The sequence below is a fragment of the Borrelia nietonii YOR genome (genome assembly GCF_023035795.1).
GTDB classification, from domain to species: Bacteria; Spirochaetota; Spirochaetia; order Borreliales; family Borreliaceae; genus Borrelia; species Borrelia hermsii.
Genome location: NZ_CP073148.1, coordinates 604,883 through 621,192, shown reverse-complemented (window position 1 = coordinate 621,192; position 16,310 = coordinate 604,883). Strand labels below are relative to the sequence as shown.

The following is a 16,310-nucleotide window of genomic DNA, read 5'->3' as shown; positions in this document are numbered from 1 at the left end:
TACATCATAATAATTCACAGTCATCCTTGTTAAATATTGACATTATCTTTTTATGATATTTCTCAAATATGTAATACCTCTTAAGCTTAAGAGTATTAGTAAGTTCCTCACCAACAACAAAAGCATCTTTTAATAAAACAAATCCAACGATTCTATCAAAGTTTTTAAACCCAGACTTAGGATTCACTATATCTGAAATACATTTAGAATAAAGTTTGTTAACAGACTCATTAGATAATAAATCATCACGAGAAGCAAATATTATTCCATTAGAACCAGCCCACTTCTCAAGAACTTCAAAATTAGGCACAACAACAGCCCCTAAAAACTTCTGATCTTGACCGACAACCACAACACTCTCAATAAACACAGACTTTGATAAAGCTCTCTCAATAGGCTCAGGTTCAATATTTTCTCCACCTCTTAACACAATTGTATCTTTAGTTCTTCCAACAATTGAAATTTCATTGTTCATTGTCGCACAAACTAAATCCCCCGTCTTAAACCAACCATCTCTTGTTAAAACTTCCCTTGTTGTAGCCTCATCTTTAAAATAGCCACTCATAACCTGAAGGGATCTTACCCAAAGTTCACCTTTCTCACCAGGAGGCAAAGCATTACCATCACTATCAACTACTCTATATTCAACATCTGGCAACAAAGGACCAACAGTATTTGCAACAGGACGTCTAAGACGTCTTACACTTAAAACGGGTCCCGTTTCCGTAAGACCATAACCTTCAAGCACTACAATACCTACAGCTTTGAAAAAATAATCAACATAATCTACTAAAGCTCCCCCACCAGAAACACCAAATTCAAATCTTTTCCCAAGTGCCTTCTTGATCTTTCTAAAAACCAAAACATATCCTAAAAATTTAAAAGGCAAAATCAAAATTAATCCAGTAAGAAAAATAACTTTCTTAAAAAATGAAACTAAAAAATTTGACTTCTTATAAATAGGAACAAGACCCAAAAATTTTTCCTTAAGTTTTACATAAATGATTCCCACTTTTAAGAAAACATTAAATAAAACTTTCTTTAAAAAAGATTCCGATACTCTCTTAATAATACCAATCCTTATGCCTTCCCAAATCCTTGGAACAGAAATAATTGCATGGGGATTTAAAGTTGCAAAATCTTTAAGCAAAATAGGCCCGATAGGCTTTGAATAAGCAACTGCTATACCTTTAAGCATAACTATATATTCACAACTTCTCTCAAATGAATGCCAAAGAGGAAGAATAGATATCATTATTTTCCCTGGTTCAAGTGTTGGCAAATAATTACAAATCCTATCTAGTTGAAAAATAAAAGATTCATGACGAAGTACAACACCTTTTGGCAATCCTGTTGTTCCTGAAGTATATATTATAGTAGCAATATCTTTTCCAGAAACCTTTTCAAGCTCAGAATCAAACATTTTAGGATTATCTTTTAAATAATCATACCCCACACTCAATAATTGTTTATAAGAGATTATTGTAATATTTCCCAATTTATCTTCATAAAGTTTATCATCATCAATCACAACAACATGTTTAACAAATTTAAGCTCATGTTTTTTAGCAATGATTTTTTGAAGCTGTTTAGCATTCTCCACAAAGACAAAACTAGACTCAGAATGATTAATAATATAAGCTAATTCATCATCAGACGAATCATTACCCCTCGGAACATCAATAGCTCCTAAGCTCATAACAGCAATATCAATAATTATCCACTCTCTTCTTGAATCAGAAATAAGAGCTACTCTATCGCCTTTCTTAATCCCATAATGCAAAAGACCAGATCCAACCCTCTTAACTTCATTCCAAAAATCAGAATATATCTGTCTCTTAAAATCTTTAGACTCATTTTCTCTGTAAATAAAAATATCAAGATCACCATAAAATCCCACAACTTCCCTAAAGCGCTTAGGTACAGTATCCAGCATAAATCCTCCTTAACTAATTTAACAAAAAGAGCAACAAACTAACAAAGATATTATAAAAACTATGAACAAAAACCGAATAGTATATATTCTTATGTATCAAATATATATAGGATAAAATCCCCCCAAAAATTAATGCAAAGAAAAACCCAATAAATCCATAATAAAAATGTCCATAAGCAAAAATAATACTACTAAGAAAAGCTGCAATTAATGAAACAACCCCTACCTGTTTAAGTTTAGTAATAATAAAAGCCCTGTAAAACAATTCTTCAACTCCTCCTGTAAAAAGGGAAGTAATAACCATTAAAGCAAGTGATTGCTTACTGCCTATATTCCACATAAAACCAGAACTACCTGCTTCAACCCACAATCGCAATGATTCTGGGAAACAATAAAAAATACATAAACATAAAATAATCAATAGAAAAAAAATATAAATAAGCAACTTGACAAAAATTAAAAATGCTTGCCAAATAAAAATGGGCTTGAATTCAGGAATAAAAAACTCATCTCTAAAATCATAAGAACTTGTTAATTTAGCAAAATAGACAATGAAAATAATTAAAAAAGCACTATATAACCAATAATAATAATGGTTTATACTAAAATTCCAAAGATCAACACCAACATAATCGAAAGGAGAGAGACGAGAAACTATAAAATAAGATAATAAAATCTCCAAACAAGCATACCTTAAAGGGTATTTATTTAATAATGTCATAATAAATTATAGATACATAAATATAAGATTGTCAAACTTTATAATAATTAATCCAAAAATGATCTGATATATTTTTGATATTATTTAAAATATACTTCTTCAAAAGAGATTTTTAGTGATTTTATTGTTTTTAATAAGCGCATTAAATTTATTAATAAGATATTACTTAAGACTAAATCCAATATATTTAAATTTAATCTTAATGTTAATTTTTCTAATCAAAAGAAATGCTCATTTTTCACTCACATTCATGATTAGTATAAGTTTTCTGATCATCTTTGAGATTAGTCTAAACTTTAAAAGACTTGAAGATAATGTTTATCAAATAACAAACATTACCTATTTTGCAAAATACTCAAATACCAAAATTGAATCAATAGATGGATTTGGGAAAAAATATAAATTCATATTCAAAAATATTGAAGATAAATACAAAATTGGAGATATAGTCAAAATTCAAAATAAGAAAATGCAACTTATTAAAAGACCGCTGCTAGTAAAGCTTAGGGAAAAATATAATAAACTAATAAACCAGTTTTTAAACTCAATCAGCATCAAATATTCTCACTTTTCAAAAGCAATTCTAACAAACAATAAATCAGATATAACAAAATACGAGAGTAATTTATTTCAAAAAGCAGGTATATCACATATCTTAGTGGTATCTGGTCTACATTTTTACCTAATTTATATCATTTTTTATTATTTAGTCCATATAATTGAAAGTGAAAAACTAAAATATTTAATTCTAAGCATAATACTACTCAATTATTTAATCTTAACGGGCTTTTCACCATCTGCACTAAGAGCATTCATAATGATAGAAACGCTTATGATCTATAAATTAACATATGGAAAAATTAATTTGATTAGTACATTATCAATTAGTTTTATAATAAATGCCATTATCTTACCACACACACTAAATTCAATAGGATTTAAGTTATCTTATCTTGCAGTACTTGGAATATCAATCTCTCTTGCTCTTAATCAAAGATATAACTTAAATAATCTCATATCTCCACTTTTTACAACACTTGTAATTCAAGTTTCAACAGCTCCCATTCTTTATGCTAATAATCTCAATCTTCAGCCAATCTCAATACTATCAAATCTAATAGTTACTCCCCTAATGCTAATATTCTTGATAATAACAATATTAAGTTTAGGTGTCTACACGGTTAACACACATCTATTTTTACTCCTTGATCTAATTAACACTCATATCTTTAAGGCAATAAAAGACACAGCCATGCTCTTTAGCAAATTTCCAGTAATTCAAAATCATAACATAGGAATATTTTTAGTCTTAAGTATTCTAACGATATTTTACATAATTTATAAATTAGAACAAGAAAAGAGATACTGCAACAAAAGCGCAAAACACTAAATAGCAATATGCTATATTTTTAATATCTATGAACATAAATTATAACAGCATAAACAGCATAAAACGTATGCTTGAAAGCAAAAATATAGCTCCACGAAAAATATGGGGGCAAAATTACTTAATTAACGAGCACATAAGAGAAAAACTAGTAGATGCGCTTGAAATCAAAGAAAATGAAAGAATCTGGGAAATAGGTCCAGGACTTGGAGCAATGACAATTATCTTACTTAAGAAAGCAAATTTCTTGACAGTCTTTGAAATTGATCCTAAGTACTCAGAAATTTTAAATGAACAATTTGGACAACTTAAAAATTTTAAGCTAATAAAAGGTGATTTTTTAAAGACATATAAACAAGAAGGACAAAATATTAATAAAATATTTTCAAATTTACCTTATAACATTGCATCAAAAGTAATATCAATGCTTATTGAAGATGAAATCTTAACTCATATGGTATTTACAGTACAAAAAGAACTAGCAGACAGAATGCTTGCAAAAGAGGGAAATAAAAATTACTCGTCATTCACAGTGCTAGTTCAATCGCACTTTAATGTAATTAAAATAATGGATATTGATAAAAAAAATTTTTATCCAATTCCTAAAGTAAAATCAACAACTCTCAAACTCATTCCGTGTAAGAAAGAAATTAAAGATTTTAAAGCATTCAACAAATTAGTTAGAACAGTATTTACAAGTCGAAGAAAAAAACTTAAAAATACGATCATTAACTTTATTGCAGACGACAATATCCTTAACGAAGATTTCTTAAAAAAATTTTTAGATAAAAGACCTGAAGAGATTTCTGTTAAAGAATTCATTGCTATTTCAAATAAACTAACTACCAATCATCAATGCACTTGTTAATACAATATCATCTACAGAACAACCTCGTGAGAGATCACTAACGGGATTCTTAAGTCCTTGTAAAAAAGGTCCATAAGCCTTAGCAAAAGCCAATCTCTCAACAAGCTTATAACCAATATTACCAGCCTCCAAATTAGGAAAAATAAGTACATTTGCAGAACCGGCAACCAAGGAATCACTGCATTTTTTCTCTGCAACGCTTTTAATTAAAGCAGCATCAATCTGCAGTTCCCCATCAACAAGTAAGTTCGTGCTTTTTTTCTTAACGATATCTAAGGCACACCTCACCTTTTCAACTTCAACAGAATGAGCAGACCCTTTTGTAGAAAAGCTTAAAAGAGCCACTTTTGGTTCTGCACTAAAAATATTTTTAAATGAATTTGCACTCTGTATTGCAATTTCTGCAAGCTGCATAGAATCAGGATTTATTATTACAGCACAATCAGCAAACATTAAAATTCCCTCATACCCAAAACAAGTTTCAAACCGACCAAAATCATTCCCAGTATCCATAATCATAAAAGAAGATATACATTTAGTTTCTTTAAGTTTAGGAAGTATTCCAAACACACTCCTTAAAACCTTAGCAGAAGATGCTAAAGCACCACATACACAAGTCTTAACTTCACCAAGTCTCACCATCATCATAGAAAAAATAATCTCATCTAAAAGTTCCTCTCTAGCCTTACTTAGAGTTAATGTCTTACTGTGTCGTAAACTTAAATATTCATCTAAATATCTATTAAAATCTTTAAAAGAATTGGGTTCTATAATTCTTATCATTTCTAAGATATCACCACTAAAGCCCACAAATTCTTTTAATCTTCTAAAAACCTCATCCCTACACCCAATAAGCACCACAAGTCCTGCAAGTTTTTCCTTTAAAATATAAATAGTAGCCTTTAAAATCCTATCATCCATACTTTCAGGAAAAACTATACTAGCCCTATCTCCCTTTTCCATCACAATTCTTTTTGCTCTACCACAAACATAATCTTTAAAATTAAAAGATCCCATAATACTCTCCATATCACATTTATCATTAATAAAAGCATAAATTATTTAATAAATAAAATGCACAAAATAACCTATATTAGTATTAAAATATGAATATAGTACATCAAAAAAGGAAACAATAAATCAAGTGAAAAAAAAGAACTTAATTACAGCTGCATTGCCATATGTTAACAACATACCTCACCTTGGCAACTTAGTACAAGTCTTATCAGCAGATGCTTTTGCACGATACTCAAGAATGATGGGCATAGAGACACTTTACGTCTGCGGAACAGATGAATACGGGACAGCCACAGAAACTAAGGCTTTAATTGAAAAAACTACCCCTGAAGAACTTTGCAACAAATATTATGAAATACACAAATCAATTTATGAATGGTTTAACATTAAATTTGACATTTTTGGACGCACAACTAACAAACGCCACAAGGAAACTGTACAAGATTTATTCTTAAAGCTAGAAAAAAATGGTTATACCACAGAGAAAGAAAGTGAACAATTTTTTTGTAAGCAAGATCAAATGTTTTTAGCAGATAGATATGTAACAGGCGAATGCCCAAATTGTGGAAATAATGCAAAAGGGGATCAGTGTGAAAACTGCTCTAAGTTATTATCCCCAACCGATTTAATAAATCCAAAATGTATAATTTGCAAAAATATTCCCATTATAAAAACAACTAAGCATATCTACATTGACTTACCAAAGATAAAGGATGAACTTTCACATTGGATGCAAATAACCGAACTAAATACAAACTGGAATACCAATGCCATTAAAATAACAAATGCATTCTTAAGAGATGGACTTAAAGAGAGAGCAATAACAAGAGATTTAAAATGGGGCATACCAGTACCCAAAAAGGAATATGAGAATAAAGTATTTTATGTATGGTTTGATGCACCAATTGGATATATATCAATTACAAAAGAAATCTCAAAAGATTGGAAATCCTGGTGGAAAAATAATGAAGAGACGAATTTAGTGCAATTTATCGGAAAAGACAATATTCTATTCCACACCGTTATATTTCCCTCAATAGCACTTGGAAGCAAGGAAAATTGGACAATGCTAAGCAAACTGGCTTCAAGCGAATATTTAAACTACGAAAACTTAAAATTTTCAAAATCTGCAGGAACTGGAATATTTGGAAACGATGTCATTACCACTGGCATACCTTCTGATATTTGGCGATTTTATATATATTATAACAGACCTGAAAAATCTGATTTTCAATTTATGTGGGATGACTTTATGGAAAGGGTAAACAGTGAACTTATTGGAAATTTCTCAAACCTTGTTAACCGAGTATTAACATTTTATAAAAAATTCTTTGGAGACCAAATAGATAAGATAGAAATAAAAGAAGATTTTTGGCAAGAAATCAATCTTAAATATGATAAAACCCTAAATTTTTTCAAACAAGTCGAACTAAAATCGGCCCTAAAAGAAATTCTTGACATCTCAAGAACAGGTAATAAAATATTTCAAGATAAAGAACCATGGAAAACAAAAGACAGTACACCTCAAAAAACAAAAGAACTATTATTAAATTTAATATATTTAATAAGGGATCTATCTATCTTAATCTCACCATTTATACCGCACACAAGTGACAAAATAAGAAGATTTTTTGGAAACAGTTATGAAATTTCCAACAGATTCTTAGGAACAAATTTGGGATTAAGTACAATTCAGTTCACAGAAGTACTATTTATAAAACTAGAAAAACACTTAATTAATAGTTTAAAATTAAAATATTCAGGAAGCAAAAACATGCAAGATGAACAAACAAGCAATCAAATAAATCCAATAAATTTATTTAGCGAACAAGTATGCTTAAAAGTTGTACAAGTAAAAACAATAGAGCGAAATCCAGACGCAGAAAAGCTGTTCATTTTAAAACTTAATGATGGAACTCCTGATGGCAAACAAATTGTAAGCAGTCTTGCAGATTATTACAAAGAAGAAGAACTAATTGGGAAACACATAATAATAGTAGATAACTTAAAGCCTGCCAAATTTAGAGGAATAAAATCTGAAGGAATGCTAATTGCAACTGAAGATAAGGATAAGAATTTTAAAGTAATAATTGTAGAAGATTTTAAAGATAATCCCATTCCTGGAGAGAGAATAATACTTGAGGGTGATAGTTACAAGGAACTAAAATCACCAGCTAAAATCAGCATAGATAAATTCTTTAAAACTCAAATTGTAGCAGAAAATGGAGAACTTAAAATAAACGGTATTAACCTAATACTAGAACATTCTAAAGAAAAAATATTATCTATAGAAATTCCAAATGGAAAAGTCTATTAAATCTTAAATAAAGCAAAATCAATGAATATTAAAAAAACTCAAATAGAAAGCTTAAATGAAAATTATCTACAAAGCAAACTATGGACAATCGTAAAAAAAACCTCAAGCAACAAAAGTCCATGGAAAGCCATAGCATTAAGTAGTGACCATTTTAATAAAATTCTTGTGATGCAAAGAAAGATCTTTGGAAATCTATACTTAAGTTACATCGCCCATCCAGAATTTTCAAATAAGAAAATTGAAGAAATTAATGTAAATGAACTTAATACCCAAATCAAAAAATTTAGTGAAGATATAAGGCAATATTTACATAAAAATACCATATTTGTACGATATGATTTAATGTTTTATACCACAAGAAGCTTAAAAGAAGACTATATTCCACTAAAACTTAAATTTGAAAATCTTAAAAAATCATTCGATGACATACAACCATCAAATACAACCATACTAGATTTGCAAGATTCATTAGATGCCATTAAAGCTAAGATGAAAAAGAAAACAAGATATAATATAAACCTTAGCAGCAAAAAAAATATTCAAGTCATTATAGATGATGATTTTAAATATTTTGATGAATTTTATAAACTTCATAAAGAAACCGCTCAAAGAGATAAATTCGCTATTCACTCAAAAGATTATATAAAAAACTTAATAAAAGCATTCACAGAAGATACAAATTCCAAAATCAAACTAATAATTGCATTACACAATGAACAACTAATATCTGGAATTATTGTTGGAATATATAAAGACAAGGCCACATACCTCTACGGTGCCTCAAGTAGATCAAATAGGCACTTAATGCCAAATTATGCTGTACAATTCAAGACAATACAAATGCTTAAAAGTCTTTCAATAAAAGAATATGATCTCCTAGGAATTCCTCCAACTGCTGATGCAAAACACCCTTTATTTGGTCTATTTCAATTCAAGACTGGATTTGGGGGAAAACTTATTCATAGAATTGGATGTTATGACTTTGTGTACAAAAAATTTTTATATAAAGTTTATAGCATTTTTGAAATACTAAGATACATCTACTATAAAATCATAAAAAAAAGATTTTAAGTCATAATACTCACTAAATTCTTAAATTGCAGCCCTCTATCAAATTCATTCTTAAAAAGCTCAAAAGAAGCACTGGCTGGGGAAAATAAAACTATATCATCCCGAATAGAGTTTTTTTTAGCATAATAAACACATTCTTCTAAAGAAGAAAAGATAAAATAATGAAGATTATTATCTTCTAAAAATTTAATAATCTTTAAAGTAGCACTTCCTCTTAATAAGATCCAAGTTTTAACCATACTTAAAATCTCACCAAAAACTGCAAAATCAAGCCCTTTATCAGTCCCGCCAGTAATAAGATTAATCAACCCTCCGTAGGGCCTTAAACTTTTAACAGACAAAACTGTAGAATCAGGAATTGTTGATGCCGTATCATTATAATATTTAACACCTTCAAATTCCCGTACGAATTCTAACCTATGTTCAATACCATCAAAATCAGTCAAAATCTTAGATACAACACTTAAATCCAAACGTAAATAACTTGCAATAAAAACGGTGATCATTTTAGAGATCAATAACACAATTCTTGAGTCACTAAGAGTACTCATCACTTTATTATTTAAATAAACTTTACCCATCTCAAAATAAAAAATATCATTTTTAAAGTTTAAAGGCACAGTTTCTGAGAATAAAATGAGCTTGGATTTAGATTTAAATTTATAAAAATAATTATAATAAGCTTGATCCTGAGAGATCAAAATCCCGGAATTTTGATTTATAAAAATTTTTGACTTATCTGCTATGTAGCTATCAAAATTTGAATAATAATTTTGATGATCACAATAAATATTTGTAATAATACTAACAATAGGACACAAATTTTTAAGATCATGTAATTGCCAAGAAGAAAGTTCTAAAACAATAGGCGATGTTCCATCAAGTTCATCTAAAAAACTTAAAGGAGATATCCCAATATTACCTCCAAGCTTAGAATTCGGATACTTAGCAACTAAAACCTTATGCAAAAGAGATGCAAGTGTAGATTTTCCCTTAGTTCCTGTAATAGCAATTATCGGATTTTGATTAAACATTAAAAATAAACTAATATCGGTCTCAACTCTTTTTGCAAGCTTTAAATACTTATTATCAAAGCTTACACCAGGATTTTTAATAACAATATCTGCGCTCTTAAAATCATCCTCATCATGATATCCTAAAACATATCGGACTTTATCTTTAAATTGCTTCAAGGACTTAATACTTGGACCTAATTCCAACTCACTCTTTAAATCAGTAATTACCAAATTACCGCCATGTTTCAACAAAAATTTAGCAGCAGCAAGACCTCCTCCATGAAGCCCCAAGCCCATAATCAAAAAATTTTTACCTCTTATATCATTTAAATACACAGCATCAGTATTATAACAAAATAATCAACCTGTTTTAATAGACTTAATCCACTTAGTACTATAAAAATAAGGAAGAGAAATACCCAACTTAATTACATCTTCAAGAGTTGGAATAAAGACAATAAGTTCAAATGGGGTCTGCGTATACTTTGCTAAAAAGTATGCAATAGGAATTGTATAAATAAAAGTTACAGAACCTTCCATAATAGCTCCAAAATTTGGAGATGCACCTGCACGGAAAAACCCAAATAAATATTGAAACGCAAGTGATGTAAAAAATACTGAAATAGAATAATATCTTAGCATAACTCCCATAAGATCTGCATACTCCAATTTATAGAAAATATGGGGAGCTATAAATGACAAAGCAAACATTATAAAAGAGGTCAGAACAGCCAAAACAAAACCTATCTTGCTCAAATATATCGCAACAGACATTATTTCTTCTTTATCATTATTCATCTCATGTCCCATCACAATATTAACAGCAAAGCAAAAAGCATGAATTATATTAAATCCAATAAAATAAATAGAAAAAGTTATACTATAAGCTGCATACTTAGCAGTATCAATTCTTGAAAAGATCGCAATTAAACCAAAATATCCCAAATACCAAATAAAATCATTTAAAAAAATTGGAACAAAAACCTTAATTAACTCAGAAAATATCACAGGATTGATTTTTAAATTTTCAAGCTTAAGATAAAAATGCGAATTTGTATTAAAAACAGTATAAATAAGATAAAAAATAAGCTCAATCAGGCGAACCAACGTAGTTGCAATAGCAGCACCAACTACTCCCATATTAAGCACAAAAATAAATAAATAGTTAAAAACTACATTTAAAATAACTGAAATAACAGAAGTAGCAATTTGAATTTTAGTTATTTTAACAACTTTTAATGAATTAGCAATAATTCCCTTAACAACTGCAAATATAAAAGAATAAACAGCAATATTAAGATAAGATACTCCATAAAAGACAGCTACTGGATCATCGGATAATAATCCAAGAAAAAAATATGAATAAAATAATGCAATTACTATAAATAAAAAGGAAAAAAACAAAAGAATTAAAATACTAATAAAAAATGTATTTTTAAAACTATCAATATTACCTTGAGCATATTGCCTTGTTGCCAATATGTTATAAGCTCCCATTACAGCAAAAGCAATAGTACTAAAGAGTTCAAAAAGTTTATTTGCAAGAGAAACCCCAACAACAGGATAATCACCAAGATAAGACACCATAATATTATCTGTAAATGCAACAACATTAAATAAAAAGAATTCAATGGTTGTTGGGATTGCAATATTTAAAATATCTTGATACACACTGCTTTTCTTGGATTTGCTTAATGAATACATAACCTCCCCCTAAATATAAAAACAGCAAATTTTCAAATTGTCAAAAAAACAAATTCAAGTTTAAACAAACATACTATAGAAAAATAGAGGGAATTCCTTTATTAAAGAAATCAAAATAAATTTTAAATTTATAGCTCATACAATACCCTAATTGTCATTATAATGCATTTTAAAAATTAAATCAGTTCTTCAGAATGAACTTCCCTTATCCAATTATCTTTAAAAAACTATATTACAATAAATATATTTTTAATGATCTCTTAACAAATTCAGGAAATCTAAATCACTAAAAAATAATAAGCACAACTTTTAGATATTAAGCAAAGAATGAAGGCCACCAAAAATCACAAAATAATCCCAAATATTCCCAATGCTCTAAACATACATTTCTCCTTACCATCAAATCTCCATTAATAACACCGAGATTCCTTCCCATACATCACAACAAAGCATAAATCTACAAGATTAGACGTCACTGCAAAAGATGCATATTCACTACTCCCAAGCCAAGCATAAAAAGCATGCAAAATAGTTATGCTTAAAACCCTAATATACGTAAATTTCCCTTAGAAAACACTTGAGAAGCATAAACACTAAGTACAGCACCAAATACCAATATAACAATTAAAAAAAGAAAAGCCTCAAAAGATGTAGGAATGGCTAATACCAATAACTCTCTTAATATTGAATGGTAATTATAAACTTATTTAACATAATTTACTTAGTTTGCCACTTTTATAAACTTAATTTAAACTTAACATTAATAAAATCTTAAAATTACTCCCACAACAAAAACAAACTATAATATAATTACATTCTAATGAAATCATTAAATATCTTTTCACTAATACTCTTAGTTAATAACTTCACGTTACAAGCAAACCCAATATCAAAACAAGACTTAAAAATCTTACTTCAAACCATAAAAACTTTAGATAAATCTTATCAAAAACAAATAAAAGACAATCCTATTCAATTTATAAAAGAGCTTAAACCATTACTTGAAGCAGAAAAGAATGCTCTCTTAATACTTGTAAATAAAAAAATCCCAATTCCTAGAGAATACAACCCAACCGATTTAGTTTATTTAAAAGATTTCAAAAAATTAAAAAATATTGGAAAAGAAAGCTTAAGGCTAAGAAAAATATTAATAGATGACTTAATTAATCTTGTAGAAGCAGGTAGAGAAAATGGCTTACAAATAAACATAGTGTCAGCATACAGAACAAGAGAATATCAAAAATTTTTATTTGAATATAATGTAAAAACTTACGGACTTAAGATAGCAACAAGCCAATCAGCAACTCCTGATCACTCACAACACCAACTAGGAATAACCATAGATTTTATAAAAATAGATGATAATTTACTAAATACAAAAGCTGGTAAATGGCTTTATGAAAATTCATTAAAACATGGATTCTCATTATCATATCCAAAGAATCATGAAAGAGAAACTGGTTATAAACCAGAACCTTGGCATTACATGTACATTGGCAAACAAGCATGCATCTTACAAAAAAAATATTTCAACAATTTACAATATAAACTTCTCAAATTTTGGCATGAAAATAAAAAAGAACTTTCACAGTTAATTCAAAAATATACAAATTAATATTAACTCTCTTTACCAACAGATCTTAAATATGAGCATAAAAGACTATCAAGTAATTCAATATCTGATTTATTATAATCAGACTTATTTAAAGAAAACATATTAAGTTCTTCTCTAATCAAACTTATAACTTCTTTATCTTCAACAAAATCAGCTATCTTAAGTTTTAAATAACCAGTCTGCTCAAGACCAAATAAATTGCCAGGACCTCTTAATTTAAGATCCTCTTCTGCTATTTTAAATCCATCTATATTTTCTTTTATAGTCTTAAGTCTAAATTTTCCTGATTCTGTTAAAGGTTCCTTGTAAAGCAAAAACAAAAAAGACTTTAAGCTACCTCTACCAACACGCCCTCTAATCTGATGCAAAGTAGAGAGTCCAAAACGCTCTGCATGCTCTACTACCATACAAGTCGCATTTGGGCAATCAATACCAACTTCAATAACACTCGTTGCAACTAAAATATCTATTCTCTTTAAGTAAAAATCACGCATAATTTCTTCCTTAACATGGGATTCAAGCTTAGAATGAATCATTGCAACAGAATACTCAACAAAAATATTCTTAAGATTTAAACACATACTAGTAACATCTTTTAAATTAAACTTCTGTGAAGATGATATTAAGGGATAAACAAAATAAACTTGATGTCCTTTTGCAAGCTCATTTTTTAAAAATTCATATACCTTCTCTTCATTACCATGTTTTGCTAAATACGTAGTAACAGGTATTCGGCTCTCAGGACCTCTTTTAATTAAAGATACTTCAAGATCACCAAAAAGAGTCAAAGCTAAACTTCTAGGAATAGGAGTTGCTGACATTAAAAGCACATCAACCTCTTCTCCCTTATTTTTAAGCTCCTCTCTTTGATCAACACCAAATTTATGCTGTTCATCAATAATGATATAAGCTAATCTTTTAAATTTTGTTCCCTGAGAAAAAATAGCATGAGTTCCAATTACTAAACTATAAGTTCCACTTTGAATTTTTTCTAAAACCTCATCTCTATCTCTCTTTTTTAAACTACCAGTCAAAAAAGCTATAGAAATATTAAAATCTTTTAGTATATTTGCTAAATTATTATAATGTTGCCGCGCCAAAAGATCAGTAGGCACCATCAACGCAACTTGATACCCAGCTTCAATTAAAGGAATGCTAGAGAGAAAAGCAACAATGGTTTTCCCACTTCCAACATCACCTTGCAATAATCTATTCATTGGCTTATTACTTTCAAGATCATTAATTATTTCATCAATTGCAACTCTTTGATCTTTTGTAAGCTTAAATGGAAGTTTTAAAATAATTTGATCAAGCAAATTCCTAGGTAAATTTCTTTTTTTCCTCAAGAAAAACACAGAACTTTTTCCCCTTGAAAAAAACTGAAGCAAAAAAATCTCCCTATAAATCAAAGTCTTTTTTGCCTTTTCAAGCATTTCAAATGAACTTGGAAAATGAATCTCATTTAAAGCCTCATGAAAGGGCAACAATGAATACTTATTTATCAAGAATTCAGGGACGTCTGACTGCCCAAACTTTAAAAAATAAATAAGGGCTTCTTTTACATAAGACGATATTTTCTTAGAAGTTAGTCCTTCACCAAGAGAATAAACTGGCATAATTTTTTTAAATCTTTCAGGATTACAACTAAACACTTCACTATCAAAATTAGAGCAACTCCACATCTGAGTATAATCGTTGTAATTGAACTTAGAATAAATATAAAATTTTTGACCTACCTTAAAAACCCCTTCTAAGAATCCCCTATTAAAAAGAAGAATTTCAAATATCTCATTATTTTCACTCTGAGCTATAAGTTTTAAATTCCTTTTAAAATTATTTCCAAAATCTCTATGTTCTAAAACAGTAAAAACTGTCATAAGTTCACAATTTCTCACTTCCAGTGAATCTGGAAAAGTTTTTATATTTTGACGATCCTCATATTTTTTAGGAAAATATTCTATAAGTTCTCTGATATTTGTAATGTGAAGACTATTTAATCTCTCAAGCCCTTTCTTACCAAGACCACTTATACCTTGCAGGTCATATTTAAATTCATGTAAGAACACTAAAATTCCTAAAAAGGCAAATAAAAGCCTAGACTACTAATAGCCCATATAGCTTGCTCACAAATAATTATAAATGCCAATAACAATGCTCCTGCCACAATTAAACTAATAGCATAAGACATATGCTTATCTGTAACTATATTGTTTATCTTAATAGACAAGGGCATTAACAATGAATCAACGCTTTTCATGAAATCAGTACCAGCAAATAGATGTAAAACCAAAAATATTAATCTTAAAATAAAGAAAAAAATAAGAGCAAAAAAAACACTTCTCAATATTCCCCAAACTTCAATAATAAACAATATAACAAATGTAGACAGTTTATAATTACCGTAAGACAACATTCTCTCAACTATTGTAAGAGTAATTAAAGCTGCAATGGGCGAAAAATCATATATGCCAATCCTAAAAAACCTAATCCTTCTAAAAATAGATAAAAATGGCTCTGTTGAATTATATATAAATCTAAAAAACGCACTAGTATTAATTCCTGAGGATACAAGCCAACTAAGAAGAATTCTAACCAAAATTAAAATTCTATAAATGTTTAAAAATACAATTAAAGTCTCTATTATCACAACTAATCCTC

At 28.8% G+C, this 16,310-nt stretch carries 13 protein-coding genes; 5 read left to right on the top strand and 8 right to left on the bottom strand.

The genetic code is table 11. From position 1 onward, the window contains the following. Positions 1-4: 4 nt before the first annotated feature. Positions 5-1,936, bottom strand: coding sequence for an AMP-binding protein (locus tag bhYOR_RS02970; protein WP_025399905.1), 1,932 nt, complete (start codon positions 1,934-1,936; stop codon positions 5-7). 13 nt (positions 1,937-1,949) lie between these two features. After that, on the bottom strand, positions 1,950-2,657 hold the full coding sequence (locus tag bhYOR_RS02965) for a CPBP family intramembrane glutamic endopeptidase (RefSeq protein ID WP_025399904.1): 708 nt from the start codon (positions 2,655-2,657) through the stop codon (positions 1,950-1,952). 115 nt (positions 2,658-2,772) lie between these two features. Here bhYOR_RS02965 and bhYOR_RS02960 point away from each other — a divergent pair, with 115 nt between their 5' ends. Next, positions 2,773-4,047: a ComEC/Rec2 family competence protein gene (locus bhYOR_RS02960; RefSeq protein WP_025434095.1), complete on the top strand. Its 1,275-nt coding sequence runs from the start codon at positions 2,773-2,775 to the stop codon at positions 4,045-4,047. A gap of 28 nt (positions 4,048-4,075) precedes the next feature. Beyond that, a complete protein-coding gene (gene rsmA, locus bhYOR_RS02955) occupies positions 4,076-4,912 on the top strand; it encodes a 16S rRNA (adenine(1518)-N(6)/adenine(1519)-N(6))-dimethyltransferase RsmA (protein ID WP_025434094.1) in 837 nt (278 codons plus the stop codon). Here the strand turns inward: rsmA and pta are convergent. After that, the gene (pta, locus tag bhYOR_RS02950) at positions 4,883-5,941 is read right to left on the bottom strand and encodes a phosphate acetyltransferase (protein WP_025434093.1); all 1,059 of its coding nucleotides are present in this window, start codon (positions 5,939-5,941) and stop codon (positions 4,883-4,885) included. The genes rsmA and pta overlap by 30 nt on opposite strands. Before the next feature lie 106 nt (positions 5,942-6,047). Between pta and metG the strand changes: the two genes are divergently transcribed. Beyond that, positions 6,048-8,246, top strand: coding sequence for a methionine--tRNA ligase (metG, locus tag bhYOR_RS02945; RefSeq protein WP_281506144.1), 2,199 nt, complete (start codon positions 6,048-6,050; stop codon positions 8,244-8,246). Positions 8,247-8,267: 21 nt separating this feature from the next. Beyond that, a complete protein-coding gene (locus tag bhYOR_RS02940; RefSeq protein WP_025399899.1) occupies positions 8,268-9,317 on the top strand; it encodes a lipid II:glycine glycyltransferase FemX in 1,050 nt (349 codons plus the stop codon). On the opposite strand, the gene murD is transcribed toward bhYOR_RS02940, so the two are convergent. The 3 genes from murD to bhYOR_RS08140 all read right to left on the bottom strand — a co-directional run bounded on the left by murD (position 9,314) and on the right by bhYOR_RS08140 (position 12,707). Next, complete coding sequence (murD, locus tag bhYOR_RS02935; protein WP_025399898.1) at positions 9,314-10,669, bottom strand: UDP-N-acetylmuramoyl-L-alanine--D-glutamate ligase; 1,356 nt, start codon at positions 10,667-10,669, stop codon at positions 9,314-9,316. The genes bhYOR_RS02940 and murD overlap by 4 nt on opposite strands. Positions 10,670-10,693: 24 nt before the next feature. Continuing rightward, the gene (locus bhYOR_RS02930) at positions 10,694-12,037 is read right to left on the bottom strand and encodes an MATE family efflux transporter (protein WP_025399897.1); all 1,344 of its coding nucleotides are present in this window, start codon (positions 12,035-12,037) and stop codon (positions 10,694-10,696) included. Positions 12,038-12,575: 538 nt separating this feature from the next. Further along, positions 12,576-12,707, bottom strand: a complete 132-nt coding sequence (locus tag bhYOR_RS08140; RefSeq protein ID WP_281506142.1) for a hypothetical protein — start codon at positions 12,705-12,707, stop codon at positions 12,576-12,578. 150 nt (positions 12,708-12,857) lie between these two features. On the opposite strand from bhYOR_RS08140, the gene bhYOR_RS02925 reads away from it, so the two are divergent. After that, a complete protein-coding gene (locus tag bhYOR_RS02925; RefSeq protein ID WP_247088188.1) occupies positions 12,858-13,652 on the top strand; it encodes a M15 family metallopeptidase in 795 nt (264 codons plus the stop codon). Between the two features lie 2 nt (positions 13,653-13,654). Here the strand turns inward: bhYOR_RS02925 and recG are convergent, their stop codons facing one another. After that, the gene (recG, locus tag bhYOR_RS02920; protein ID WP_025434091.1) at positions 13,655-15,718 is read right to left on the bottom strand and encodes an ATP-dependent DNA helicase RecG; all 2,064 of its coding nucleotides are present in this window, start codon (positions 15,716-15,718) and stop codon (positions 13,655-13,657) included. A gap of 8 nt (positions 15,719-15,726) precedes the next feature. Continuing rightward, a complete protein-coding gene (locus tag bhYOR_RS02915; protein ID WP_025399894.1) occupies positions 15,727-16,299 on the bottom strand; it encodes a YggT family protein in 573 nt (190 codons plus the stop codon). Positions 16,300-16,310 lie beyond the last annotated feature (11 nt).